Source organism: Hymenobacter sediminicola (genome assembly GCF_014250515.1).
Lineage (GTDB): Bacteria > Bacteroidota > Bacteroidia > Cytophagales > Hymenobacteraceae > Hymenobacter > Hymenobacter sediminicola.
Genome location: NZ_CP060202.1, coordinates 418,827 through 445,629, shown reverse-complemented (window position 1 = coordinate 445,629; position 26,803 = coordinate 418,827). Strand labels below are relative to the sequence as shown.

At 58.0% G+C, this 26,803-nt stretch carries 22 protein-coding genes; 8 read left to right on the top strand and 14 right to left on the bottom strand.

All coding sequences use genetic code 11. The annotated features are described in order from the left end of the window. Window positions 1-123 precede the first annotated feature (123 nt). The 6 genes from H4317_RS01955 to H4317_RS01930 form a co-directional block, all read right to left on the bottom strand. Window positions 124-1,785: a M1 family metallopeptidase gene (locus tag H4317_RS01955; RefSeq protein ID WP_185888520.1), complete on the bottom strand. Its 1,662-nt coding sequence runs from the start codon at window positions 1,783-1,785 to the stop codon at window positions 124-126. A 223-nt stretch (window positions 1,786-2,008) separates the two neighbouring features. Continuing rightward, the gene (locus tag H4317_RS01950) at window positions 2,009-2,464 is read right to left on the bottom strand and encodes a hypothetical protein (protein ID WP_260625780.1); all 456 of its coding nucleotides are present in this window, start codon (window positions 2,462-2,464) and stop codon (window positions 2,009-2,011) included. Between the two features lie 38 nt (window positions 2,465-2,502). After that, a complete protein-coding gene (locus tag H4317_RS01945) occupies window positions 2,503-3,204 on the bottom strand; it encodes a carboxypeptidase-like regulatory domain-containing protein (protein WP_185888519.1) in 702 nt (233 codons plus the stop codon). 62 nt (window positions 3,205-3,266) lie between these two features. Next, window positions 3,267-3,710 (bottom strand): hypothetical protein, encoded by a 444-nt coding sequence (locus H4317_RS01940; protein WP_185888518.1) that lies wholly within the window; start codon window positions 3,708-3,710, stop codon window positions 3,267-3,269. A gap of 147 nt (window positions 3,711-3,857) precedes the next feature. Then, window positions 3,858-4,238 carry a hypothetical protein gene (locus H4317_RS01935; RefSeq protein ID WP_185888517.1) on the bottom strand — a complete coding sequence of 127 codons (381 nt, stop codon included), beginning with the start codon at window positions 4,236-4,238 and terminating at the stop codon, window positions 3,858-3,860. Window positions 4,239-4,618: 380 nt separating this feature from the next. Next, window positions 4,619-5,281, bottom strand: a complete 663-nt coding sequence (locus tag H4317_RS01930; protein WP_185888516.1) for a Crp/Fnr family transcriptional regulator — start codon at window positions 5,279-5,281, stop codon at window positions 4,619-4,621. 509 nt (window positions 5,282-5,790) lie between these two features. On the opposite strand from H4317_RS01930, the gene H4317_RS01925 reads away from it, so the two are divergent. The 3 genes from H4317_RS01925 (at window position 5,791) to H4317_RS01915 (ending at window position 10,130) form a co-directional block, all read left to right on the top strand. Continuing rightward, window positions 5,791-6,726: an EamA family transporter gene (locus tag H4317_RS01925; RefSeq protein ID WP_185888515.1), complete on the top strand. Its 936-nt coding sequence runs from the start codon at window positions 5,791-5,793 to the stop codon at window positions 6,724-6,726. Between the two features lie 200 nt (window positions 6,727-6,926). Next, window positions 6,927-9,608: an alpha-L-rhamnosidase-related protein gene (locus tag H4317_RS01920; protein WP_260625779.1), complete on the top strand. Its 2,682-nt coding sequence runs from the start codon at window positions 6,927-6,929 to the stop codon at window positions 9,606-9,608. 132 nt (window positions 9,609-9,740) lie between these two features. Then, complete coding sequence (locus tag H4317_RS01915; protein ID WP_185888513.1) at window positions 9,741-10,130, top strand: group III truncated hemoglobin; 390 nt, start codon at window positions 9,741-9,743, stop codon at window positions 10,128-10,130. Between the two features lie 165 nt (window positions 10,131-10,295). Here H4317_RS01915 and odhB read toward each other — a convergent pair whose 3' ends face one another. From odhB to H4317_RS01900, 3 genes are all read right to left on the bottom strand, one after another. Continuing rightward, window positions 10,296-11,963: a 2-oxoglutarate dehydrogenase complex dihydrolipoyllysine-residue succinyltransferase gene (odhB, locus tag H4317_RS01910; RefSeq protein WP_185888512.1), complete on the bottom strand. Its 1,668-nt coding sequence runs from the start codon at window positions 11,961-11,963 to the stop codon at window positions 10,296-10,298. A 129-nt stretch (window positions 11,964-12,092) separates the two neighbouring features. After that, complete coding sequence (locus H4317_RS01905) at window positions 12,093-14,942, bottom strand: 2-oxoglutarate dehydrogenase E1 component (RefSeq protein WP_185888511.1); 2,850 nt, start codon at window positions 14,940-14,942, stop codon at window positions 12,093-12,095. A gap of 249 nt (window positions 14,943-15,191) precedes the next feature. Further along, window positions 15,192-16,376, bottom strand: coding sequence for an SMP-30/gluconolactonase/LRE family protein (locus H4317_RS01900; protein ID WP_185888510.1), 1,185 nt, complete (start codon window positions 16,374-16,376; stop codon window positions 15,192-15,194). Between the two features lie 441 nt (window positions 16,377-16,817). Between H4317_RS01900 and H4317_RS01895 the strand changes: the two genes are divergently transcribed. Then, complete coding sequence (locus tag H4317_RS01895) at window positions 16,818-17,345, top strand: RlpA-like double-psi beta-barrel domain-containing protein (protein WP_185888509.1); 528 nt, start codon at window positions 16,818-16,820, stop codon at window positions 17,343-17,345. A gap of 42 nt (window positions 17,346-17,387) precedes the next feature. On the opposite strand, the gene H4317_RS01890 is transcribed toward H4317_RS01895, so the two are convergent. Both H4317_RS01890 and H4317_RS01885 read right to left on the bottom strand, forming a co-directional pair. Next, entirely contained in the window at window positions 17,388-18,407 is a 1,020-nt protein-coding gene (locus H4317_RS01890; RefSeq protein ID WP_185888508.1) for a hypothetical protein, read from the bottom strand. 184 nt (window positions 18,408-18,591) lie between these two features. Then, on the bottom strand, window positions 18,592-18,993 hold the full coding sequence (locus tag H4317_RS01885; protein WP_185888507.1) for a hypothetical protein: 402 nt from the start codon (window positions 18,991-18,993) through the stop codon (window positions 18,592-18,594). 136 nt (window positions 18,994-19,129) lie between these two features. Here H4317_RS01885 and H4317_RS01880 point away from each other — a divergent pair, with 136 nt between their 5' ends. Continuing rightward, complete coding sequence (locus tag H4317_RS01880; protein ID WP_185888506.1) at window positions 19,130-20,998, top strand: WG repeat-containing protein; 1,869 nt, start codon at window positions 19,130-19,132, stop codon at window positions 20,996-20,998. A gap of 81 nt (window positions 20,999-21,079) precedes the next feature. Here the strand turns inward: H4317_RS01880 and H4317_RS01875 are convergent, their stop codons facing one another. Together H4317_RS01875 and H4317_RS01870 are read right to left on the bottom strand one after the other, a co-directional pair. Continuing rightward, the gene (locus tag H4317_RS01875) at window positions 21,080-21,499 is read right to left on the bottom strand and encodes a DUF6799 domain-containing protein (RefSeq protein ID WP_185888505.1); all 420 of its coding nucleotides are present in this window, start codon (window positions 21,497-21,499) and stop codon (window positions 21,080-21,082) included. A 109-nt stretch (window positions 21,500-21,608) separates the two neighbouring features. Next, window positions 21,609-23,150, bottom strand: a complete 1,542-nt coding sequence (locus H4317_RS01870) for a hypothetical protein (RefSeq protein WP_185888504.1) — start codon at window positions 23,148-23,150, stop codon at window positions 21,609-21,611. A 244-nt stretch (window positions 23,151-23,394) separates the two neighbouring features. Here H4317_RS01870 and H4317_RS01865 point away from each other — a divergent pair, with 244 nt between their 5' ends. From H4317_RS01865 to H4317_RS01855, 3 genes are all read left to right on the top strand, one after another. Further along, window positions 23,395-23,613 carry a CsbD family protein gene (locus H4317_RS01865; RefSeq protein ID WP_185888503.1) on the top strand — a complete coding sequence of 73 codons (219 nt, stop codon included), beginning with the start codon at window positions 23,395-23,397 and terminating at the stop codon, window positions 23,611-23,613. Window positions 23,614-23,765: 152 nt separating this feature from the next. Continuing rightward, on the top strand, window positions 23,766-24,350 hold the full coding sequence (locus H4317_RS01860; protein WP_185888502.1) for a DNA-binding protein: 585 nt from the start codon (window positions 23,766-23,768) through the stop codon (window positions 24,348-24,350). Between the two features lie 75 nt (window positions 24,351-24,425). Continuing rightward, a complete protein-coding gene (locus H4317_RS01855; RefSeq protein ID WP_185888501.1) occupies window positions 24,426-25,253 on the top strand; it encodes a DUF1206 domain-containing protein in 828 nt (275 codons plus the stop codon). Window positions 25,254-25,317: 64 nt separating this feature from the next. Here the strand turns inward: H4317_RS01855 and H4317_RS01850 are convergent, their stop codons facing one another. Then, on the bottom strand, window positions 25,318-26,544 hold the full coding sequence (locus H4317_RS01850) for an NAD(P)-dependent oxidoreductase (RefSeq protein WP_185888500.1): 1,227 nt from the start codon (window positions 26,542-26,544) through the stop codon (window positions 25,318-25,320). Window positions 26,545-26,803 lie beyond the last annotated feature (259 nt).

Sequence of the window (26,803 nt, the reverse complement as noted above, 5' to 3'; positions counted from 1 at the left end):
AAAGCGCCTCTTCCGACTATGGAAGAGGCGCTTTTCTGTGGTCGGGAAACGACGTTTGAGCGACCTATGCCTATTTGTAGAGTGCACCTCGGGTAAGGCATATCAAACCCACCATTTCACCTTCTACTCCACCAGCACCCCGATGTAGTAGTTGAATGTGTCCACTTCCAGGTTGTCCTTGGTGAGGCCGGGCACGGCCAGCGGCTGCATTTTGGTGGTGAGCGGCAGGGCCACGTATTCGCCGCCTTTGGTGCGTAGGCGTACGGGTAGGTTGAAGCCCGGCACGTCGGCAATCCAGCGGGCCAGCACTTTCTCCTTCTCGAAGCGGATTTCCAATGTGGGTAGACCGGGGTGGCGCAGGTACTGGTCGAAGATGGGCGTGAAGTCGCGGCCACTCTGCTGATTGATGTATCCGACAATCTGCTCGGTCGTGACGGTCTGATGGTAGAACGTACTGCCGAGGCCACGCAGAATCTGGCGCCATTTCTCATCGTCGTTGAGGGCGGTGCGCACCATGTTAAGCAGGTTGCTGCCCTTGTCGTACATGTCACCGGAGCCCTCCTGGTTTACACCGTACGTCCCGATGATGGGGCCGTTGTTCTGGATGTTGCGCCGCTGCCCGTGGATATACTCCTGCCCTGCCTGCTTGCCGTACTGGCTTTCCACAAATAAGGCCTCGGAGTAGCACGTGAAGCCTTCGTGCACCCACATATCAGCAATATCCTTGCTGGTGATGTTGTTGCCGAACCACTCGTGCCCACTTTCGTGGATGATGATGAAGTCCCACTTCGAGCCCCAGCCGGTGTTGGAGCGGTCCTGGCCCAAATAGCCGTTCTGGTACTTGTTGCCGTAGGCTACGGCGCTCTGGTGCTCCATGCCCAGGTGCGGCGCGTCCACCAGCTTGTAGCCATCCTTGTAGAACGGATACGGCCCAAACCAGTGCTCCATGCTCTTAAGCATGGGCGGCACGTTGGCCGCAAAGTGCGCTTTGGCTTTGGTCAGGTTTTCGGGCAGCACCCAGTAGTCTACGGACAGCGGGCCGGCCTCACCGGCGTAAGTGCCGCCGCTGAAGTGCTGGTAGTCGCCCACGTTAAGGGCCACGTCGTAGTTGTTGATAGGGTTGCCCACGAACCAGTCGAAGCGGGTGTAGCCGCCTTTTAGCTTGGTGGTTTTGCGAAGCCGCCCATTAGACACGTCCTTCAGGCCCTTCGGCACCGATACGCTGATGAGCATGGAATCTACCTCGTCGGCCTGGTGGTCTTTAGTGGGCCACCAGATGCTGGCGCCCACGCCCTGGCACGCCGACGCTACCCACGGCTTGCCCTGGGCATCCTGCGTGAATACGAGGCCACCATCCCAGGGCGCTTTCTTCGCCACCGTCGGCTGGCCGGAATAATACACCCGGAACTCATCTTTAGAACCCTGCTGGATGGGTTGCGGGAACGTCACGAATACCGCGTTGGCTTCCCGTGTAAACGGCACCGACTTGCCTTGGTATTCCACCTTGTCCACTTTCAGATTGGCAAACAAATCGAACTGGAGGCGCGTGAAATCCTGGGTGGCCGTGAAGCGAAACAGATTGGAGCCGCTCAGGGCCCGGTTGGCCACGTCCAGCTTCACATCGAGGTGGTAGTAGTTGATGTCGTAGCAGGTGCGCAGGAGCGTGAGGCCGCCCCGCAGCGAGTCGGCGCGGGTGAAGGCGGGCCGGGGCTGAAGCAGTTGGGCGGTGGCCGTTTGGAAATGGATACTTAGCAGAAACGCAACCAGAAGCAGAACGCGGGGCATAGTAAGGGGAAAGGAACTACACAGATACAAGCGCCCAATAGACGCTGCCGCGCAAGCTACGTTGCGCTGCTTGTGCGGCAGCGGCCCGCTGCCCTGACTCCAAGGCAGCCAAGTCCCTGTTGCTCCGCGCTGAAGACAGCACCTTTCGGCTTAAGATCACGCAAAAAGCTCCTTCCCCGCAGTCGGAGAAGGAGCTTTGCATGACTCCCGCTGTTCGGGGCAGCTAGGAAACCGGCGGAGCGCTCAGCTGGCCGATCTGGCCCCGCAGCACAGCCCGGGCAATACCCAGGTTGGTGTTCTGCCCGGCTACCACCAGATAAATAAACCGGCGGCCGTCGGGGCTGAGCTGAAGCAGGTGCAGCTGACTGGAAAGCGTGATGAGGATATCATCGAGTTGCTCATCGGCCAGCTGCAGGGCTGTCATGGCCTTCAGCTTGAGCTTTACCACTTCGGCATTGAAGCTGGCAGCCGTATCGGGGTCGATGGCCGCAGTGCCGGAGTAGGCAGCCAGACTGGTACCGGAAGCCACATCGACCACCGCTACAGCCAGCAGCTCCGGCAGCTCGGCCCGCACCTGCTCCACTACCAGCGTAGCAAGCGGGTCGGCTGTGCTGGCCTGCCGGGTTTTCGCCGGCTCCGTCGGGCGGGGTGCTTTTCTACGGTACGATTTCGGTTTCACGCCAACAGGGCTACTTCAAACAATAGCGCAGGCTGCACCTAAAACTGCCACCAACGGCGCTTTTGCTGCGGCTCCTGGGGCTGCAGAGTCACGTCCGTGATGCTGCTTTTCTTCACCACCAGTTCCTCATCCTGGTAGCCGCCGTAGCCATACTTAAGCGTGGTGGTGCCGGCCGGCACCTGCATCACATACTCGCCCTCGGAGTTGGTCGACACGCCGTGGCGGCTGCCGGGGTTGAGGACCGTAGCGCCTACCAGCGGCGAGCCGGCCTCATTCAGGATGCGGCCCCGCACCGTAATCATGCGGGCAACGGCTGCCGTAGAGGATACCGATGCTTCAGCAGCTTCGCTGACTTCGGCGGCAGTAGCCAGCTCCAGGCTTTCCGTGGGTAGGTTGTCGGTAGGGGTGCGCTCCGTCGGGAGCTTGGTGCCCGCAAATACCATCGTACCAAGCAGGGCGGCCGACGCTACCATTGTGGTAGCCCGACGGCGGAAGCGCACCGGCTCGGCCCGGATGTACTGAACCTGCTTCTGTACCCAGGTAGGAGCTGCTACAGCCTCTGTGGCCTGCAACTCCTGCCAGCGGTTAAGGGTTTCGTGGGCCTGGTCGGCGTCCTGGCGCAGGTAGCTTTCCACGGCCTGGGCCGAGGTGCGGGTCAGGTCGCCGTTCAGGTAAGCATCCCGGTACACGGGCAGGAGCTCGCCGGTTTGCGGATCAAAAGGAGAAGCCGTCAATTTCATACGCGTAGTAGAATAGAGGGTGAGAAAAATGTAAAATGAAGCGTTGCCGCTACCCAAGCGTCCTACTCCTGGCAGGTGCGCATCACGGCGCGGGCAATACCCAAGTTGGTGTCGCGGCAGTCAACAGCGACGTAGAGAAACCGACGGCCATCGGAAAGCAGCCGCAGCAGGTGCAACTGGTTCTGAAGCGTAATCAGAATGTCGTCCAGCTGCTCCTCGGCCGGCAGCTGCAGAGCCTGCATGGCGCGGCGCTGCTGCCGGATCACCTCGGCATTGAAGCCAATGGCTTTGCTCAGGTTGAACTCGCGGGAAGTAGTATAGGAAGCCAGCAGCTGGCCCGACTCCACCTCCACTACTGCGGCCGCCAGCAGCTCCGGCAACCCGCTGAGCAGCTGCTTTAGCAGTTGCTCAGCGGCGGCCGCAGCCGGCCCAGGGCCGGCAGGCACTATTTTATTGACGGCGGACCCGGCCAGCGCCTGTATGCGTTGAAGAAAAGGAATCGGCATAGCGGCCTATACAATGTGCCAGCGCCCGTAACCAAGCACCCGGCAATAGGCAAAAAACACGCAGTTCCTGCGCAGAAAAGAATCGGATATTGCCGCCCGCCCCATCTAGTGGCACAGACGGCAATACGACAGGCTGATACGCTGAATTTAGTTGAGCTGATCAGCGTGGGCACGCAGCACTTCGCGGGCAATAGCCAGGTTGGTGTCACGGGAGTTTACCACCAGATAGATAAACTTGGTGCCGCTTTCGTTGAGCTTGATGAGGTGCAGCTGATTCGACAGGGAGATAAGAATATCCTGAATCGACTCGCCGGAAAGCTTCAGGGCCGCCATAGCCTTCTGCTTCTGCTTTACTACCTCCGTGTTGTAAGCCGCCGCCGTGTCAGGGTTGAGGGCCGGCGAATTGGAGTGCGAGGCCAGGCTCATGCCTGAGTTGATATCAACGACAGCAATAGCCACCAGACCTGGCAGGTCCGTGATGACGTCTTGTACTATTTTGCCGGCGGGGTTGTTGACTGAGTAAGCCATGGTACTATAAAAGAAAAAGAAAAGAGGAAAAAACCGTGAGCGGGTGCCAGTCATTCGTTCAAAAGCATCGGGGTGGAACCACGCAGTGAACCAGCATACCGTACTTGCCCCGAAGTAGTAGAAAGACGTTCGTAAGCAGCCTAACCCTCTGATTTTCTTCTCGACAGCAGATCAGCTTACCATGCAAAGCTCCGTTCTTTTGGGCCTTTGAAAAATGACCGGCATCAAATCAGAAAATGATTGTGATTAAACTTTTCCCACAATAGCGAGCCTGGGAATCATTTTGGGAATCGCGCAGCGAGGCCTCCTGAAACAGCTACGCCCCCGAAGCAGCATTACTGCAACGGAGGCGTGTCGTCAGGTAACTTCCAGAAAGCAGCTCAGGTGTGGAGCGCCGATATTCTTTGCAGTCCTTTCAGGTCCAGAACGGTGATGCGGCTGCCCTGCGTGGTCACCAGGCCCTCGTCGCGGAACTCGGAGAGCAGGCGGCTGGCAGTTTCTTTGGCCGTACTCATCAGCGCGGCCAGATCTTCGCGGGAGATAGGAATGCTGAATGTGGTGCCCGTATCGGGTTGGAAGAAGCGGTAGAGCAGCAGGAGCGCCTCGGCCAGCCGCTCACGGACGGGCTTATAGGCCGTGTGCAGCACCCGCTTCTGGGTTTCGCCCAGCATCTGAGCCAACAATCTCATGAGAGCATGAGAAAACTGCGTGTTCTGCTCCAGCAGGCTGTAGAAGTCAGGCCGCGGCACCATGCATACCACACAATCGTTGAGGGCCACAGCCGAAGAAACGTAGCAGCCCCCATCAGACAAGGCCTGAAAGCCCAGCGCATCTCCCTCCTTGCGCAACGACAGAATCTGCTCTTTCCCGTCACCACTCACCTTTGACACTTTCACGCGGCCCTGATGAATGCAGTGCAAACCAGCAGGCCGACTGCCTTCCTGAAAAATAATCTGCCCGCGCTGGTAACGCTGCGACACTTTGCTACCGGAAATCAAAGCTAGCTCGCTTACCTGGCATTTGCCCAGCAGTGAGTGGTTCAAGTGCGGGCAATGCTGGCAGTTGGTGGGGGGAGCAGCTACTACTGGGGCCATCAGATTCTGTGCGTATAGTTTTGCTCTGGCCAGGCAGACCTTCTACTGTTTGCCTGACTTATGATTAAATTATTTTGATATACATCAAAGCAATGCTAAGCACGCCTTGCAAACAAAAGTACAAAAACAAAATATGAATATTCAAGTGGAATTCAGTTTTTATCAATCTAAAAACAAGCTGTACTGCCTCTACACTGACAATAGCAAGCCATTTCGCAACCTTATCCCAATATGAGACCAAAATCTAAAAATAGGACTAATACAAAATAAAAGCTCATCATTAAACTCTGACGTGTTTTGTCTTGGAAGTAGTTTTCCCGTTATGAACCAAGCAGCCTTCGGAATCAGTTTTCAGCAGGGTTTTGCAGCAACGGCTATGCAGAGCGCAGTGAAGAATCAGGCAGTACAGGTAACGTTGGAAAAACGCCCTTAGGTTTGTGAGCTTATTCCTTTGCCACATGTCTACTGTCGTCCCTACTGCCCCTCGTTTTCTTGTTGTGCTGGCACTGTTGGCGCTATATCTGGTGTGGGGTTCCACATACTTGGCTACCAAGGTAGCGCTGGGCGTCTGGCCGCCGTTTTTGCTGTCGGCTATGCGCTTTCTGCTGGCCGGCGCCCTCATGTACGGCGCCGTGCGGCTGAGTGGCGCGGCGGCCCCCAGCCGGCAGGACTGGCTGCGGGCGGCCGTGGTAGGGTTGTGTTTGCCACTTTTCGGAAATGGCGGCACCACTTTCGCGCAGCAGTACATTCCGTCAGGCATGGCAGCGCTGCTGGTCGCCACGGTGCCCATGTTCCTGGCATTGTTGGGCTGGGCCTCGGGCCTCGCACCGCGCCCCAACGGCAAAGTGCTGCTGGGCCTAGCCCTGGGGATGGGCGGCTTGGGCTTGCTGATGAGCACCCGTAGCACGGCACCAGTGCTACTGCCGGGCCACCCGTTGCTCGGTACGGTATCGGTGCTGCTGGCGTCCCTGATGTGGTCAGTTGGTTCGCTCTACTCGCGGCAGAAACCCATTGGCGGTTCCCCGTTTCTGGGGGTGGGCATGCAGATGCTGTGCGGCGGGGCGTTTCTGCTGGTGGCGGGGCTGCTGCACGGTGAAGCCGCTACGTTTCAGGTGAGCCACGTTCCACTTAAGGTGTGGGGTGCATTCGCCTATCTGGTCACATTCGGCTCGTTCGTGGCATTTTCGGCTTACATCTGGTTGCTGCGGGTGGTAGAGCCGGCGCTGGCGGGCACCTACGCCTTTGTAAATCCGGTGGTGGCAGTGCTCCTGGGCTGGGCTCTTGCAGGCGAAACGCTGAATACCGGGATGCTGGGCGGAGCTGCGCTGATTGTGGTAGCCGTGGCGCTGGTAGTGTTGGGTGGGCGGCAGCCGACGCGGCCAGTTCAGGAGTAACCCACCAAGTGGCGCAGTAAAAGACCAGTTTAACGATGATGATACGCGTATTCGCGTCTCGTCATCGTTAAACTGGTCTTATCATCAACTCAGTCAGACATCAGAAACTACATCTACCGTTACTTTAGGCTATGTCCCGACTCCGACTTTCTTATTCCGCCAGCTTCCTACTGAGCCTCGGTTTCCTTGCTGCCTGCCAGATGGCTAAACCCACCTCCTCCCCTACCACCGGCCCACCAGCCACGGCGCCGGCCACGCCCGTGTGGCAATCGGCGGCCTACACTGTCTTTCGTGATTCGCTGGTGCAGGGTCCGCACACGGCGCGGGCCCTCTCCCGCCAGGCGCTGATCTCCAACTATCAGAGCCCGGCTAACGCGTTTCAGAGTCCGCAGGTGAGCTTCAAGTTCAGTGTCAACGGCAAGGACAACGAAATGGCGCCCGGCCAGGACCACCTGTTCCTAGCCTTGCCAGCCGTCGGCGGTGCGGCTCTCGAAACCCCGGTTATCGTGTTCGGGCAGCAGTCGGTGGACAAGCGGCCGGTGCCAGCAAACCAGTACCTGGCGCCCAACACGCCGCTCACCATTCGGCTGGATCTGCGGCCGATGCTGGCCGCCTTCCGGAAACAGGGCTACTACACGCTTTACAATGGCCAGAAGCTCTACCAAGCCGATTTCATGCACGTATTCGTGGCCGGCAACACCGCGCCGCTGAGCTGGGACTTCGACAACCTGATTAACAAGCCGCCGCTGGAGCTGAAAGACCCCGACGGCAACGGTATCTACGAAACCACCGTGGTCCTCAACGCTCACTCCGACCAAAAGAGCACCGCCGCCCGCTGGCAGGCTACGCTCGACGTGTCGGCGTTTCCGCAGCTCACCTCCGATTTTCCGCTGCTCGATGCGCTGTATAATATGGCGCTGGAAGAAGCCAAACGTGCCGTGGAGCCTGATGGCACGTTCCGCACCGGCCAGGAATGGGCCGGCGTCTGGACCCGCGACATCAGCTACAGCATCATTCTGAGCCAGGCGCTGCTGCAACCGGAAGCGGCCAAAATCAGCTTAATGCGCAAGGTCACGCCCGAAGGCCGCATTATCCAGGACACCGGCACCGGCGGCGCCTACCCCGTTTCCACCGACCGGATCATCTGGGCTACGGCCGCCTGGGAAATCTACCTGGCCACCGGCGACGAAGCCTGGCTGCGGCAGGTGTACCCCATCATCAAGCACACCATCGAGGACGACGAGCAGGTGGCGTACAATGCGCAAACCGGCCTCGTGCGCGGCGAATCGTCGTTTCTGGACTGGCGCGAGCAGACCTACTCCAAGTGGATGCAGCCCGTGGACATCTACCAGAGCGAAAACCTGGGCACCAACGCGGCGCACTATCAAGGCAACGTTGTGCTGGGTTTGATGGCCGAAAAGCTGGGCGAAACCGCCGTGGCGCGCGAGGCGCAAACCCGCGCGGCCCGCATCAAACAGGGCATCAACCAGCATCTGTGGCTGGAGGATAAGGGCTATTACGGGCAGTTCCGCTACGGCCGCGTGCATCAGCAGGTATCGCCGAAGTCGGAGGCGCTGGGCGAGGCGCTGGCGGTACTGTTTGGCGTGGCCGAAGGCAGCCGGCCCCAGACCGTGGTGGCCCGCACGCCCGCCATGGACTACGGCATGCCGTGCATCTACCCGCAGATTTCCGGCATTCCGCCCTACCACAACAATGCTGTGTGGCCGTTTGTGCAGAGCTACTGGGGACTGGCGGCGGCCAAAGTTGGCAACGAAACTGCCTTTCTGGAAAGCCTGATGGCCGTGGCGCGGCCCGCGGCGCTGTTTCTCACCAATAAGGAAAACTTCGTGGCCAGCAACGGCGACTTCGCCGGTACCCAGATCAACAGCAGCAACATGCTCTGGAGCCTCTCGGGTGCACTGGGGCTAGTGTACAAAGGTTTGTTTGGCATGAACTTCCAGGCCGATCAGCTCACGTTCCAACCATTCGTGCCGCAGGCGTTGGCTGGCCCGCGCAAGCTCACCAACTTCCGCTACTGGGGCGCCGTGCTCAACATCGAAATGGTCGGCTTCGGCCAGGGCATCCGCCAGATAACGCTGGACGGTAAGCCGCTACCCGACGCCACCATCCCGGCCACGCTCACCGGCACGCATGACATCCGGATTGAGCTGCCCAATACGCCATTGGCAAGCTCAGCACAGAATAAAGTGGCGCACCACGTAGCGCCGCCCACGCCTGCCGTGCGCTACGCGGCCGGTACCTTGGCGTGGCCTGCCGTGGAGAGCGCCCGCGCCTACCAAGTGCTGCGCAACGGCCAGTTTGCGGCTCGCACCACCGAATCCACCTACGCCGTGCCCGCCGGCCAGCCGTTCAGCGAATATCAGGTGGTAGCCATCGACGCCCAAGGCTTCGAGAGCTTCGCCAGTGAGCCAGTGGTGCCCGAGGCCGCCCGCCACACGCAGCTTGTGGAAATAGAGGCGGCTACACCCAAATCATCTAAAGCGTACAAAGGTTATCAGGGCAAGGGTTTCGTAGAAATCAACAAGATGCTGAACCGCCGCCTCACGGTGCCAATATCGGTGCTAGCGACAGGGCTCTATGCGCTTGATTTCCGCTATGCCAACGGCAACGGTCCTATCAACACCAGCAACAAGTGCGCGATTCGTACGCTCCGCCTTGGGGCGACACAGGTAGGTACGGTAGTACTGCCACAGCGCGGCGTGGACGAGTGGTCGGACTGGGGCTACTCCAACCCAATTCTAGTGCAATTGCCGAAAGGCCGCTCATTACTTGCTCTTGACCTAGAAGTAGCTAATGAGAATATGAACGGGGCAGTTAATGAGGCCTTGCTAGATCAGCTGCGCATTACCCGGGTAAAATAACATCGGTAAAATGCGTTTGAATAGCATATAATCAGGAAAAGATAAAAACTTTATCATTCTATAGCGAATGACACGTAACCTGCGTAAATTCGCTACGTAGTTGGTAGCCCACCCTGTCATCCTCCTTTGTCTATGCAAACCTCTTCCACGCGCCACGACATTCAGACTGAAGGCGACATCAAAACGCTTGTCGATACGCTGTGCCATAAGGCTACGCAGGACACGCTCCTAGGAGCCAGTTTTGGAGCGGCGGCCCGCATTCATTGGCCCCACTACCTCACGTCGCAGTACCGCTACTGGAGCAGCACGCTGCTGGGCGAAGGAACAACTGAAGGTGAGCCTCTTCCTGAGCAGGTGGCCCTCCCCCGCAGTGGCGCCCACGTCGAGCATTGGCTGAATCTATTCTCGTCGACGGTAGAAGAGCACTTCACTGGCTCCCGCGCCGAACAAGCCAAACAAGTAGCTCAACAGATGGCCACGCGCCTAAGTGCATCCCGCACCCGCGAACTGCCAGTCGACTAAATCACAGATTTAGCCGAATTTCACGAATCTTGTAGTCAGTGCTAACCATGCTTTTCTTGCATTAGGACTGACTAATAACATAAAACAAAAAGAGGCTTGCCGATTGGCAAGCCTCTTTTTGTTTTACTGGTCACGGAATTCGGTGAATTCGGCTAAATCTGTGATTTACACGCCCAGCAGCAGACGCGTCGGGTCTTCGAGCAGCTCTTTCACGCGCACCAGGAACGACACCGACTCGCGGCCGTCGATGATACGGTGGTCGTAGCTCAGGGCTAGGTACATCATCGGGCGGATTACCACCTGGCCGTTTTCGGCAATCGGGCGCTGCACGATGTTGTGCATGCCCAGAATGGCCGACTGTGGGGCGTTGATAATCGGGGTGCTCATCATGGAGCCGAACACGCCGCCGTTGGTAATGGTGAACGTGCCGCCGGTCATCTGCTCGATGGTGAGCTTGTTGTCGCGGGCCAGGCCAGCAAGGCGCTGGATTTCCTTCTCGATACCATCGAACGACAGCTCCTCGGCGTTACGGATTACCGGCACCACGAGGCCTTTCGGAGCCGATACGGCAATGCTGATGTCGCAGAAGTCGTTGTACACGATGTCGGTGCCATCAATCTGGGCATTCACGGCGGGCCACTCTTTCAGGGCCACGCACACGGCCTTGGTGAAGAACGACATAAAGCCGAGGCCCACGCTGTGCTTCTCCTTGAACTTGTCCTTGAACTTGTTGCGCAGGTCCATGATGGGCTGCATGTTCACCTCGTTGAAGGTGGTAAGCATGGCCGTTTCGTTCTTCACTGACACCAGACGGCGGGCCACCGTCTTGCGCAGATTGCTCATCCGCTCACGACGCTGGTTGCGGTTTCCGCTAGCGGCCGGAGCAGCCTGTGTTGCTGCAGCCGGTTTGGCAGCAGCCGGAGCAGCGGCCGGAGCCGGTGCGGCAGGCTTGGCCTGGGCGTTCTGGGCATCGTCCTTGGTGATGCGGCCGTCGCGGCCCGAACCCTGCACGTCGGCGGGGTTGATGCCTTTTTCACCGAGGATTTTACCGGCAGCCGGCGAAGGCGTGCCGGTGGCGTAGCTGGTGGTTGCTGAAGCCGCCGGAGCAGCAGCAGCTGGAGCGGTTTGCGTAGCAACTGGTGCGGCGGCCGGAGCCGGAGCGGCAGCGCCGCTACCACCTTCGATGCGGGCAATAGTAGCGCCGATGCCGATGGTTTCGCCTTCCTTGGCGGCGTGGCGCAGCGTGCCGGTACCTTCGGCAGGCAGCTCAAACGTCGCCTTGTCCGATTCCAGCTCGGCAATGATTTCGTCGCGCTGCACCTGGGCACCGTCCTCTTTCAGCCACTTAGCCACTGTTACTTCGGTGATGCTCTCACCTACGGCCGGAATCGTCATTTCTACGGTTCCACCGCCGCCGTTGCTGGCAGCCGGAGCGGCAGCAGCCGGGGCACCGGAAGCAGCACCGCCTTCGGGCTGGCCGCCGTAGCCGGCTTGGTCACTGGCTTTGGGGTTTTCCTCGCCCTTGCTCACCGGATCGGTAGCAGGAGCCGCCGGAGCCTCAGCGGCCGGAGCCGAAGCAGCCGGCGCGGCGGCAGCACCGTCGCCGTCAATTTCGGCAATGGTGGTACCGATGCCGATGGTTTCGCCCTCGGCTACGCGGATTTTCAGCACGCCGTCGGCCTCAGCGGGCAGCTCAAACGTGGCTTTGTCGGATTCCAGCTCGGCCAGAATCTCGTCGCGCTTCACGGTGTCACCGTCGGCTTTCAGCCACTTGGCAATGGTAACCTCGGTGATGGATTCACCAACGGCGGGGATTTTAATTTCCAGACCCATACGTGGGAGTTTTGAAGAGTTTCGGTGGGGGAATGTCGTTGAAGTTGTCGTTCCGATGCAGAAGGCATCTGAGTGAAGCCGTTGCCCGTTTTCACTCAGATGCCTCGCGCTGCCCGGAATGACACAGGACTAGTCCTGCTTCTTGGCTACTTCGGCGGTGGCTTTGATGTTGTCGTCGGCCACGGCTTCTTTGGGCTTGTCAAAGGCGCGGGCCACGAGGTCCTTCTGCTCCTTCACGTGCACCTTGTTGTAGCCGGTTGCCGGCGAGGCCGAGGGCTTGCGCGAAATCACATCTTCCAGCTCGCGGCGCATGAAGCGCAGCAGGTAGTTCCAGTAGCCCATGTTTTCGGGCTCTTCCTGCACCCAGTACAGCTTGGCTTTGGGGTACTTGGCCAGCTCGGCGTCGAGCTGCTTTTTGGGGAAGGGGTGCAGCTGCTCGAGGCGCACAATGGCCACGTCGGTGCGGCCCGACTGCTGCTGCTCGTCCAGGAGGTCGAAGTACACTTTGCCCGAGCACAGCAGCACGCGCTTCACCTTCTTGGCGTCGGCGTACACGTCGCCGAGCACCTCGCGGAAGTGGCCGGAGGTGAACTCCTCCACCGGCGACACGCACAGCGGGTGGCGCAGCATCGACTTCGGCGACATTACCACCAGCGGCTTGCGGAACTCCCAGGTCAGCTGGCGGCGCAGGGCGTGGAAGAAGTTGGCCGGCGTGGTCATGTTGGCCACGATGATGTTGTTTTCGGCGGCCAACTGCAGGAACCGCTCGGGCCGGGCGTTGGAGTGCTCCGGGCCCTGGCCTTCGTAGCCGTGAGGCAGCTGCAGCACCACGCCGTTCATGCGCTGCCACTTGCTTTCCGACGACACGATGAACTGGTCAATCATGGTCTGGGCACCGTTGGCGAAGTCGCCGAACTGGGCTTCCCAGATCACCAGGGCCGTGGGGTTGGCCATGGCGTAGCCGAATTCAAAGCCCAGCACTGCGTATTCGCTCAGCAGCGAGTTGTAGATGCTCAGCTTTTCCTGGCCCTCCGAAATGTAGTTCAGCGAGTTGTATGGGGCCGAGGTTTCGGCATCGTGCAGCACAGCGTGGCGGTGCGAGAAAGTGCCGCGCTGCACGTCCTGGCCGCTCACGCGCACAATGTGCTTCTCATCGAGCAGGGAACCGTAGGCCAGCAGCTCGCCGGCGGCCCAGTTCAGCACGCGCGTCTCGAAGAACATCTTCTTGCGCTCCTCCATCAGCTTTTCAATCTGCTTCAGGGGGCGGAAGCCTTCGGGCAGCGTGGTCAGGGCCTTGCCTACTTTGGCTACCACTTCCTCACTGATGCCCGTTTCCGGCGACTTCTCGAAGTCTTCGGGCTTGCTGCGTCGCAGGGTGCGCCACTCGTTTTCGAGGGGCTGGTAGTTGTAGGGCAGCGGCTTCTGCTTCACCATGTCCAGGCGGGCCTGCAAGGTGTCGCGGAACTCCTTGTCCATCTGCTGGGCCAGCTGCGCGTCCACGTCGCCGCGCTGCACCAGCATGGCGTTGTACACTTCGCGGGGGTTCTGGTGCTTGCTGATGAGGTTGTAAAGCGTGGGCTGGGTGAACTTGGGCTCGTCCGACTCGTTGTGGCCGTGGCGGCGGTAGCACACCATATCAATGAAGATATCGGCGTGGAACTGCTGGCGGTACTCGGTGGCGAGGCGCACGGCAAACACCACAGCTTCAGGGTCGTCACCGTTCACGTGCAGCACCGGCGCGTCGATGATCTTCGCGAGGTCGGTGCTGTAAATCGAGGAGCGGGCGTCCTCGAAATCGGTGGTGAAGCCCACCTGGTTGTTAATTACGAAGTGCAGCGTGCCGCCAGTGCGGTAGCCTTCCAGCAACGACATCTGGGTCAGCTCGTAGCCGATGCCCTGGCCGGCCAGCGCCGCGTCGCCGTGGATGAGGATGGGCAGAATCTGGTGGTAGTCGCCGCCGTACTGGTGCTCAATCTTGGCGCGCACGAAGCCTTCCACCACCGGGTTCACCGCCTCCAGGTGGGAGGGGTTGGGAGCCAGCTTCAGGTTAACTTTCTTGCCTCCTTCGGTTTCTACCTCCGACGAGTAACCCATGTGGTACTTCACGTCGCCGTCGCCCATGGTCAGGTCCGGTACGGCAGTGCCCTCAAATTCCGAGAAGATCTGCTCGTAGGTCTTGCCCATGATGTTGGCCAGCACGTTCAGGCGGCCGCGGTGGGCCATGCCAATCATCACCTCCTGCACGCCTAGTTCCGAAGCCTTATTAACAATAGCGTCGAGGGCCGGAATGGTCGATTCGCCGCCTTCCAGCGAGAAGCGCTTCTGGCCCAGGAACTTCGTGTGCAGGAAGTTCTCGAACACTACGGCCTCGTTCAGCTTCTTGAGGATACGCTTTTTGTACTCCACGCCGGGGTTGAAGCTCAGCGAGTCCTTCTCCACTTTCTCGCGGAACCAATCGAGCACCTGCGGGTCGCGGATGTACATGTACTCGAAGCCGATGGTGCGGGTGTACACCTTCTGCAGGGCGGCCACAATCTCGCGCAGCGTGGCTTCCGCGCCCAAACCCAACACTTCACCGTTCTTGAACTTGGTATCAAGGTCAGCGTCGCTCAACCCGAAATCGGCAATGTTGAGGCGAGCCTTGCGGTCCTTCCGCTCGCGCACCGGGTTGGTCTTGGCCACCAGATGGCCGCGGCTGCGGTAGGCGTGAATGAGGTTGCGCACCTGGGTTTCCTTGTCGGCCGCTACCGTATCCACGGCCCGGACGGCGCCGGCCTGATTGGTGCTGGCTGAGGTGGTCAGCACACCTTCGCCGTCGGCCTGCGGCATCCCGTTTTCGGGGTACTGCTGGGCAAAGTCGAAGCCTTCAAAGAATTTCTGCCAGCTCGTATCCACCGACTGCGGGTCGGCCTTGTAAGACTGGTACAGGTTGTCGAGGTAGTCGCCGTGGGCGTTGGCGATATAAGAGTTGGCGTCCATGCGGTGGGAGCTGGTAGTGTCAGGGGGTAAAGGTAAATAGACTGATCAGGAAGTAAAAACAGATATTCGCATGTTCAAATAAAGCTTATTATCAAGCATATAATTCAATCTTGTTTTCTCTCGATGATACCGATGTCCAATCTATCAAATAAATATAAAAGCCGCTCCCATTGAACAGAAACGGCTTTCGGTGAAGTAGCAATGCATACAGTAGCGCGAACTTTGTAGTTCGCGCTACTGTATGCATTGCTACTTCAATGCCATCTTGAAGATATAGTAGGGCTGGTCCTGCTTGCCGATGCCTTTGTTCCAAGTGGGCGTTTTATGGATGGCTGAGGTAGTCACGTACAGCGTTTTGCCGTCGCCGGAGAAGGCAAACGTATCGGGCCACTCTAGGCGCGGGTCCTGCACCACCGTTTCGATTTTGCCGGCTGGCGTACGGCGCTTGATAGAATGATCCTCAAAAGCACTCAAGTATAGATTATTGGCCGCGTCTATTTCCATGCCGTCGGAGGCGGGCACTTTGCCCAGGTCCTCAATCTGCGAGGCCAGCTGAGCATCCGAGAGGGCGGGGTTGCGCAGGGCTGCCGTCTTGATGCGGAACAGGGTATAGCTGGTCAAGGGCTTCCAGTAGAGGTACTGCATATCCTGGCTCAAGGCAATGCCATCGGCATTGAACCGGGCGCGCTTGCCGGTGGCGTCAATCAGCTCTTTACCGTCAGCTTTGATGTTGAGCGTGGTGTCGCCCATCATCGACGAGTGGCCCGCCAGCAGCTTGCGCGCCTTCCCCGATTTCAGATCCACGACCACCAGACTGCCCACGCCCGATTCGGTGATGTAGGCGTACTGGTTCTGGGTGTCGATGCGCACATCGTTGAGGTAGGATTTGCGGGAGGCCACGCTTTCCGGGATGCTGATGTTCTGCACCACTTTGTCGGTTTTCGGGTCAATCTTAACCAGCTTGGGGCCGCCGGGCACGGTGCCCTTAATGCCGGGCGAGGCCGGATCGAGCACCCACAGCATCCCCGTTTTGTCAGCATGCACGCTCTGGGGGCAAATCCAGTGCTTCTGGGGCTCGTTCTTCACGGTTTCATTCCAGGCGCACCAGTCGGCGTCGGGGTAGCCTTTCACGGAGCCGTCGGGCATCACCTCCGCCACGGGGTTCACGGGGTTGTTGTCCCAGCGGGGGAAGTCGGCAAACACGCGGCCATCGGGTAGCACGGCCACGCCTACCATCTGCGGCTCCCGGAACTGGGCCACCACCTGCAGCGGCGAGTTGGCCGGCGCTACCGGCGCAGCTGTTTGCGCGGAATCGGAAGTGGCGGTGGGGCCGTTAACATCGGTGGCAGGAGCAGGCGAGTTGCAACCCGGCAACAATGCTGCAGCTAAGCCAATGTTCAACAGGCAAAACCGGAATGGAAAAGCTGGGTTCATATAAAGAAAGTAACATGCTAGAATAGGAAGTATGCCACGATCAGCATTCCTCCTACTGCATACGCTCTGAACTGGAGCAGGTTATTATGCCCGCCATAACTCTACTCGGCCCTACCTCGTAAGGGGCGTCACCATTAACGATTGAAGCAAACAACAACACTAATATCATTAGCAATTGCACTTTCCTCCATTTAAAAAAAACCTCTTACCTTTGTAACCTTCAAAATGACATCATTTTGTAAGTGCAATTTATTATAGAAATTATCTATATTTAGACCCTATTTCACTCTCAAAGATGCATGTACGCGGCCTAAACGCTGCTTATCATACTTTAAAAGGCGTTTTTTCTCTACTAACGTAGATGGCGCTTTTCCTGTAGCCGAGTCGGGCCGGCAGTCCATCCTCTCCGGGCATAAGCGAGAGTCCACGAACCCAAACGTCATGTCCATTGCGCTATTCTTACTGACTTTCCTCTTTCCCCCTCGTACTTTTCCTGTTTCGGCACTTGCGCTTCCCTCCACGGTAGCCAGCATCAGCCCCCGTCCGGTATCGGTAGTGGTACCGGTGACGCCTATCAAGCGTATTCTACCTCCTAAAACATTAGCGTACACCGTTACAGCTACTACTTACTGGCCTGAAGTGGGCCAGACGGACGAAGCTCCGATGGAAACCGCTGATGGTTCCATCATCCCGCAGCGTCACTCCAGTAAAACCCGCTGGCTGGCAGTGTCCCGCGACCTACTTGCTCCGTGGGGCGGCCCCTTTAGCTACGGCGACAAGGTGCGTGTAAGCGGTATTTCAGATGCCTTGGATGGCATCTACATCATCCACGACACCATGAATCGTCGCCACCGCCACTGCGTGGACGTGCTGGTGAACGAGAAAGAGTGCAAAAGTGGCCTTGAGGGCCGCTGGACCAATATCAAGCTCAGCAAATTCAAGTTTGAGCCCGTGTGGCAGGCCAGCTAATAGCTGAGCCCTACCTCCTCTTAACTATCCTATTTCCCGCTACTACGCCGGATAACGCTCTACCTGCCGGGGCTGCCCCAGCTCGTCATAGAGGAAGCTTATCGGCTGTTGTGGGTCGCGCATGATTTCCTCCGTCGGAATCTGCCACCGCTTCCACATTTCCAGCAACGATTGTCCATAAGCACTATTCTCCCACGGGTTGAATATATCGCCGGTTACGTCGTCGATAACTGAGTCGTATACCAGATGGTCGTCGCCAGGGTGAACCGGGCGCGGATAATAGTCGGGTACCACATTCAGTAGATAAGCGGCGTAGTAGACCCGCGCTTTGAACTCAGCCACCTGAACCGGGTGCAGAGGGCGCTGGGCATCTTCGTACACGCGGCGCATCGCCTGCCTGATAATTCCGTTGTCTACCAGACAGGTAGTCAGCACTATTGCCCCTAGTTTGATACTGAACACCAAGGTTGTTAGGTCGTCGTCGTACTCGAAGCCTACTACGTCTTGAGCAGAATCAGTTTCGAGTATGAATACAGAAGCCGGTGTAAAATCGTCAAACTCAATGGGTACCCGCAGAGCCTGGAAGGTTTGAAAGAAGGCCTGAAACCGGCGTAGCATCTGCGCGTTTTCAGCTAGTGGGTACTGCGGGCGAGCCAAAGGGTTGAGCTCGTTGAGAAGTTCTGTGACGAGTACGCCATAGAACATTTTACCCAGCCACAGGAACAAGGTTTTCTCCTCCAAAGCCCGAATGCCTTGTGGCCCCTGCTGAGCGGCAGCTTCCACTTGCGCTTCCAGCGGCTCTACATGTAGCGTACGGCAGCTAGAGCAGCATGCAATGCGCAAATCTTTGTATGCCACTATGCGCATATCGAGCAGCTTGATCTGCCGCTCATGCAACTGGTAGCGCGACATCAGCCACTCAGCAAAGACGGGTACAGTATCTGTGCCGGGCGTGATGGAAGTGCCGCACAGGAAGCAGTGCTGCGGCCCGAAACGCATGCCCTCGAACGGGTCGTAGAGCGTGAGGTCGGGCAGAGCAGAGGAAGAAGAGAAATTAGACATAGATGTGTGAACCGCGAAGTCAGGCAAAAGTAACCTGTGCACTCACACCTTTTACCTTCTTAGCATCCATCTTCTGCTATTCACTTCATCATTATGCAATTACCAAACAGTTCCGCCCGCCGGCTAACTCTATAGAGTTGATCGGCGGGCGGAACTGTTTGGTGCAGGCGGAAAGCGTTTTGTGTTAGCGGGAAAGCGAAGACCCTATTTTGATGAGCACTTTGCCTAGTTGCGTAAGTGGCCCCGAATAGTCGTCCCGCACCTCATCAGCTACTTTTGTGGTTTCTGCGCCCAGCGTAGCCAGCGTTTCGGCAAGTTCGTGAGGTTTAGTATCGGAGGCAGCCAGTTGCTCGCGCAGGGTGTCGAGTTCCTGAATTATTTTGGCTAAGCCGGTCCGTTCTGATGCTCGTAGCACTTCCTGCCACCGCTCAATTTCGGCCAAGCCATGCTCGCTGGCCTGACTGGGTATACCTGCATTGAGCAGATTGAGGGTATCTTCCAGCAGTGCCGTGTTTTGCTGGTCTGTTACACCAAGCGGGATGGTGGGAATCGGGGGTGTCTGAGGGGTCGAGGCCGTGGAGTCCATGAGCGAAAGTTGTAAGCGGAAGAAAGTGTTTGTCTATACTTAGGCCGTAGCGGAAAAGTTGGGTGATCCTGCCGCCCCCCTACCCGTACAAGGCAGCCAGCCGCCCCTGTGCGGCCGTGCCACCGCTTGCCCTACTATGCTCCACACCTACCAACCCGTTCCCTTTCCTGACTCTACTCGCCAGCAACAGTTTGATGCTCTCCAGGCCGCCCTGCAAGCAGAAGCCACTGCTCCGGCCACCTTGCTGCTAGGCAACCTGTCCCTTGCTGGGGTGGGTGGCGAAACGCTCGACGCGGTACTCATTCGGCCGCATAGCATTGTGCTGCTACTATTGGTTGCCGGGGGCGGGCCGCTGCATATTCCTGAATTTGGGTACGGTGCCTGGCGCCTCGGCAACCAGCCGCTCACTGGCTCCGGAGGAGCCGACAATCTTTTTCAGCAGTTCAGCCGGCAAAAGGAAGCTCTGGCCGCTTGGCTCCGCCCCCAACTGCCTCCTGAAGCCGCCAACCTGAATTTTATTGCGGGACTGGTACTGTTCGAAGAGCCTGTGATGCTGGGTCCTGAAGTAGAAGAAAGGATGAGCAGTGTGCCAGCCAGCAGCAGTTTCCACCTGTTGCCTGACCCGGCGCGCTGTACCCGCCGATTGCGCCAGCTTAGCACCCCAGAAATAGACCTCACCCCAACTGACATTGCGCAGTTGGCGGAAGAGCTACTGGCTGCACACACCAGTACGGACGATGGGCCGCTTACCGCGCAGGCTGCAGCCTATGCCTCCTCTCAGCCTGCCTCAGCAGCAATGGCTGCTCCTTCCGAAGAAGCCAGCCAGATTCGGCGGGCGGCGGGCTGGTTCTGGCGCTGGCTGGGGGCAGAGGACATTGCCCACGACGAGCCCGACCAGCTACCCGCCGACACCTATGCCACGGCTCCGCAGCAGCAGAAGGAGGAATTGGAACGCATCCGAGCGAGCATGCAGGCCGAGCTTGGAGAACAGCTTCGCGCCCTGGAGGCCCGGGAGAAAGAACGGGAGCAAAGTATTGCGCAACTCCGGGAACAACTGGCTGCCGCACCTCCCGTTACGCCCGAAGCTCAAAACCTGCAGGCCCGCCTCGCCACCGAAAACCAGGAGAAAGAGCGACTGGAAGCCGCTATGCAAGCATCTCGCACCGATCTGGAGGACCGGAACCAAGCACTGGATAGCCGCATCAGGCAGCTGGAAGCCCTTATGCTGCAGTTGCAACAGCCAGCCACTGGCAACGCCTCTCAAACTGGTACACCCAGAAATTGGCGGCAGGCCAAACATTACCTGCGGCAATGGCGGCGTCATCGGGCCCGGGCTGCTATGGGGGGAGCCGGTGTACTGGCGGCGGGCCTACTATGGTGGGCCGTGCGGGCCGCCACAGCAGGACCACCAGTACCGTTTCAGGAGCAGGGAAAGTGGGGCTACCTCACGGCCCACGGCGACACGCTGGTATCCGCCCGCTACACAGCAGCGGAGAGCTTTCAGGAAGATGGACGCGCCATTGTGGAGCAACAAGGAAGTTTCGGATTCATCAATGAGGAGGGCGAGGAAGTGGTGCCGCCTGCCTATGATGCGCTGCAGCCTTATGCGGAGGGTTATGCCCGCGCCCGGGTGGGAAAGCTCTACACGTTTCTGAACGAGGACGGACAGGAGAGCAGCTTTTACTATTACAACGCGCAGCCGTTCAGTGCCGGGAAGGCGGCTGTGCTCGACCACCGGGGCTGGTTCTACATTACCAACCCCAATGAACAGCCGGAAAACCCGGTTATTTTTCAGGAAGCGTATCCGTTCCGAAATGGCTTGGCGCGCGTGAAGCGGAACGGACAGTACACCTTTATTACCGAGGATTTCCTGCAGGACCCTTCCAGTGGCACGGAGCCTTTCGAGCAGTACAGCAATGCTGCCGATTTTGTGGATGGTCGGGCCCGCGTCACGCAGCAGGGCCGCACGTTCTTCATCGACACCGATGCCGACGAAGTGAAGTAGCCACCGGTGCGGCGTTAGAAACAGCTTACAAAAAGTCCACAACATACTGAACCGGGCTTCTCGCAACCTGCTTGGTCAGCTCTATTTTCCGTGCTTTTTGTGCTTGCGCTTTTTGTAGTGGCCTTTGCCGCGCCATCCGGCCCAGCGGCTTAGGTTGTTGCCCGCTGCGGCCTGCACGAACACAGGCCCGGTACCAACGGCTACAGGCGCCAGCACTACCTGGCCAGCCTGTGTGGCAACCGTAGCAGTGCTGCCGGTAAGGTCGCAACCGCTGCCGTCACGCAGTTCTGTGCGCTGGCCACCCGCCTCCACCACAAACCCATCGTGCGTAACAGTACGGCCGTTGGGCAGGTGCACATCATGCGGCATCGGGCGCGGCTGGCCGTTGCGAAGCACGTACATAGTGCCGTCGCGCCGGATAAACCCATCGTTGGTTTGCGCAAGGACTGTGGCAGGCAAAACTAGCAGCAGATAGAGCAAGCTGCGCAGAAACAAATTCATCAGAGAAGGCAGAAATACAGAGAACTTGCCCTACGCGGCAGGTGCCATACACGTTGAAAATTTCGCCTAAAACCAGCAAAACAGGCTGTATTAGAAGCCTCGCAGCTTCTTACACAACCGCCGCCGCACCGCCCGACAGTTCCAGAAGCACTTCGTAATAAGGGCGGCCTTTCATGCGGGCATGAAGCCAGCCGTAGAAGCTCAACGCCTGCAAATCTTCCTGCTCCAGCGGCGCAAAGGCCGGTAGCTGCCGGACCCGCTCCGCAAAGCCGGGTCGTTGCGCCGCTGCTGGGTCGTCCATGATTTCACGTACTAGTCCCAAATAGCCCAGAATAGCCGCGTAGCCGCCGCCATCGGCTGTGAACCGCTCCCGTAGTACCCGCTCGATGGCCCGCAGCCGGTTCAGGGCCAGATCAGGGTTGCCAAGCTCAAACTGCACCAGCATTTCGCCCATATTCTTGTTTAGTGTCCATTCCAGCCCCATTTCCTGCTCGCACCAGTGGTCGGAGCGGCCAATACCGATAAGGGTTTGATTAGTTTTATGAAACTGGCCTTCGGCAAAGTAGTGGAACGCCAGCCCCAAGCGGGCTGTGAGCAGGTCGCGGGTAGAGAGGCTGGTACTAGTCTGTCGCAGCACTTGCTCCAGCAACTGAATGCTCTCGGCGTTGCGGCGCAGGAAGGCGTAGTTGGCGGCCAGCAGAAACGTGTAGCGAGGCAGCCACTCGTTGTGGTAGCCTTGCGCGCCTGTTTCGGCCAGCACGGCCCGCAGCTGCCCCAGATACTGCACCGATTCCTGAAAACGCCGGGTACGGTACTGCGCGTGTGCCACCATATACAATAGCCCCAGCTGGTAGTACCGGTGCGCAGGCTGGAACCCGTGGCGCTTTTCCATAATATGGTAGCAGCGCTGTACAAACGGCGCAAACGACACAAAATCCCGGCGCACGAGCATGGCACTGCGCGCAATAGACATAAGCCGGTATAGCACAGACGGGCGGCGGGCAAATGCCTCCTGCAGATCATACTCGCGCAGCACATCCTGCAGAATACCATCGAAGGCCTCACCGGCGCGCCCTTTCACGCGGGCCTGCCGCAGGCGCTGCCGAATAAGGCTGTCGGCAATGCCGGCGCGTTCTTCTTCATCGGCAGCCTTTTTGTTGAGGTGGCGCCGCCGGATGATGTCCTCCAGTTCGTCGGCGTATTCGCTGCCGGCCTGCGCTATCTGTAGGTTATAGACGGTGTTCAGTAGTTCATACTGCTCGTTGGTACGGGCCAGCTTCTCGGCTTTGTGCAGCATCGACCAGGCCAGCCGGGGTATTCCCGCTTCAAACAGATACTGCGCCAGCGTCAGTAGCCCCCGCACTGAGGAGGCCGTGGTTGGGTCTTGCTGGTGCTGACGGAGCAGCAGATAATCGGTGATGTGGCGCAACAGACGCTTGCGCAGCGCATAGTAAGCCGTTGGGTTCGGCTCATCAGGATACAGTTTGCTGAGTAGCTGCGGCGTAGTGTACTCGCGTGTATGCAGCAGCAACTCGCACAGCTGCACATCCATGCGGCCTTTGGCCTTGCGCTTCTGCCGCTGAATAAACCGGACAAATTCCTTTCGGTCTTCGGGTGAAAAGGTGGCTAACGTAGTACGAAGGTCATCCATAATGGAAGGCGCTGGCAACTAGGATACGTAGATAAATCAGGTGGCAAACTACTGTCTGCACAATGCCGAAATAAAGGACGCATGTTTTGCTGCAGGAACCAACTGTGTTCAGCCAAGGAACACGCCCGCTGGATGTGACTAAAGCTGACCACCGCCGGGGAGGCGCAAAATTCGGGCATGGCTGAACCTGAACAGGAAGCGGGCGTATAGCCGAATCTATTTACCACCTAACTTCTCAATTCCCATGGACGCTAACAACAACGGCATCGACGACAGCACCGAACTGCGGGCTCGCGGAAACTGGAACGAAATCAAAGGGCAGGCCAAACAGAAATGGAGCAACCTGACCGATGACGACATGCATTACGAAGAAGGCAAACAGGACGAATGGTATGGCCGCCTGCAGCAGAAGACCGGCGAGACCATCGATGATATTAAGAACTGGTTCCAGCGCACTTTTTAGTACCGTTGAAACCTAAACCACAGTAAAGGCCTTATCTATTGTAGATGAGGCCTTTACTTTTTTCGATCTATTTTCACCATTAGGAATATTTATATTAATTATTGGTTAAAATAAATTATTATATTTGAAAAAATTTAACCTCCCTATGTTTTATGCAAATCGACCCGGAGGAAATTCGCTCGTCAGGTAATCTGGCGTTACTGCGTCAACGCAAAACCGCTTTCTTCTGCTCACGCGAGTATCCAGCAGAAATAGAGCGCCTTACGTATCTATGGGCTTTAGAGCAGCGCTATATGCAGCGCTGCATTATATCAGGTTTTCACTCCAAGCTGGAGCAGACTGTTTTCCGCTACCTGTTGCAAGGCTCCCGGCAACCTATTGTATACACACTGGGCCGGGGTATACAGGCTAATATACGGCTGGAATACGGCCCGGAAATAGAAGCAGGGCGGTTATTGTTTCTCTCGCCTTTTGAATCCACGGTTCGTACCATCACGCCAGAGACGGCCGAAATCCGCAATCTGCTCATCGCCGACCTCGCCGATGAGTTCTTTATTCCCTATCTGCAGCCAGGCGGCAATCTGGACCAGCTGCTGGCTCATCCTATTGCTCAGGGCAAGCCGGTATATACCCTGAACATTGCCCTCAATCGGCCGCTGCTAAAAAGAGGTATCCGTCCCTGGCTGCCCATGGGTGTACTAGGCCGGCACACTGCGCCGCAAGCAGCTCGCCGTTAGCCCGCAAATTTCACAACATAGCCACTGTGCCGTATTCTGCGTAAACGCCGAATGTTTCACGTTACATTCGGCGCTATGTCAGCTACTGAAAAGTTGTTTTCGGTTGTTCCTTCCTCCCCTTCTTCCGGTCTTAAGACGCTGGCACGTTTCGGTTTCGCAGCTAAAGGAATAGTCTATGTCCTGCTAGGGCTACTGGCACTTCTGGCCGCCACCGGACAACAGGGAGGGCAGACAGCCGACAAAAAGCAAGCGGTACAGACCTTGCAAAGCCTGCCGGGAGGCTCGCTGCTTTTGGGTCTAGTTGCATTTGGGCTGCTCGGCTACATTGTGTGGCGCTTCACGCAGGCCGTAGTAGACACGGAGGATAAGGGCTCCGACGCCAAAGGCATTGGCCGACGCCTGGGCTACGCTGGCAGTGGCCTGCTCTACGCCAGTTTAGCATGGTATGCTGCCCAGCTAGCCTGGAGTGGCTCTGCTGATGGCAGCTCCAATGGCCAACAGACCCTCACGGCCAAAGTACTGAGCTGGCCGGCCGGCGAATGGATTATTATGGCAGCAGGTGTCATCATTATTGGCAGTGGCCTTTACCAGATTTACAGAGCCTACTCTGGTTCCTTTCATAAGCACGTAAACGCCAGCGACCTGCCAGCAAACCAGCAAAATCTGGTGTATCGTACCGGTCAAATTGGTTACACGGCGCGGGGCATTGTAATGGGCATTATTGGCTACTTCTTTGTGCAGGCAGGCCGCCAGTCGCGCGCGGCGGCGGTAGGCACCACCGACGAGGCCTTCGACCTGCTCGCCAGTATGGGTCCGGCGGTGCTGGGTATTGTAGCTGTCGGATTAATGGCTTACGGTTTGTACATGTTGGTCCAGGCCCGTTACCCGGTGTTGCGTATCTGATTGGTTTCAGTTCCGAAAAGCAGAAAGGCTGGCCATTATAGCCAGCCTTTCTGCTTCTTCGGAATTACCGCAGCGCCTGTTCCGCTACATAGTCGGCAAGGTACTGATACCGCGCTGTTAGCTGACCGTTGCGGGCAATGGTGGCGCGTTCCACTACCTCGTCACTGCCTTCATGCACCAAATGAGGTAGCACGTTGTCAATGAGCTGCCGCCCAAAGTCACGAGAAGCATTGCGAGGCAGTTCACAAGGCAGATTGTCTACGGCCATCACCGTGATGTTGCCAGCGCTGGAATAAGCTGGCTCTAACTCGCCGGTAGCGGGGTTGTAGTCGAAGGCCGGCTCCTGAATGGTACTGCTGCGCTTGGTGGTTGGGATGGAGCCGTCCACGTCGCAGGTCACATCGGCAATGGTATCGATGCGGAAATGGGCGCGGCGCGTGTCTTCCTCCTCAAACAGACGTGGAGCGGACGGGTGCCAGTATGCGCAGGCAATGAGCAGATTGGTAACGGGCAGAAAGTTGCGGAATGTGCTTTCGTACTCCTCGGGGTGGCGGTGGAAATCGGGCGTGTCCCATACCCGGCCGTCGCGGCGGCGGTTATAGTCGGAGCTCCGGAGCTGGGTGTATACCGGCTCGTTGAAATCGAGGTAGAGGTAGTCGTACACGCTCACGCGCCGGATACCCATCAAATCCAGCACCTCCACTGCCCCCTGGGCCACACGGCCCGAGCCCGTCACCACCATCTTGATGGACGGCAGCTTTTTCACTTTGAAGAACTCTTCCTGCATGTCCTCCATGTCCACGCACTCGTAGGCGGGTTTCAGCTCGTACAGTCCGTGCTTGCGGCCATAGGTGAGTAGTCCATTGTAGGCTCCCACAATGCCGGCCCAGCGTCCGAAAGCCACAATTCGCTCCCCGTTTTCGTTGGTAAGCATCTCGTAATCAATCAGGGTGATATTCTTGGCTAGCACCTGCCGCAACAGCTCGCGGTTGGCGGGCTGCTTTTTCACGGTGTGTGAGAAAAACAGATAGGTTTTGTTGGTAATGAGCTGTGCTACAGGCACTTCTTTCACGCCCATCAGAATGTCGCAATCAGCTACATCAGGGCGCACGTCAATGCCAGCAGCGCGGTATTCGTCGTCGGAGAAGCAACGGATGGGACTTTCCTGCGCAACGATGGTGAGGCCGGGGAAGCGAGCTTCAGCTTCGGTGCATTTCTTGGGCGTGAGTGGCACACGCTTGTCGGGCGGGGTTTTGCCTTCACGGATCAGGCCAATAGTAATAGGGCGCATGAGGGGGGAATGGGAAGTTCGGGGGATAAATCTGCGGAAAATTGTTGATCTGTCACTGCCGCGTCCCTCAGCCATCCTGCGTCCTCCTTGTCCTGCTGAGCGGGGCGAAGCACCTTGTTACGCCGGGGGTTGCGTCTGAAACGGTGCCGTTCCCGTGTGAAAAGGTCCTTTGCTGCGTTCAGGAGGACAGATGCGAAACATTTGCCCACTTATCGGTTTAAGGGTGAAGCCTTTTCGCGCTACCTTTGTCTGGGCTCTT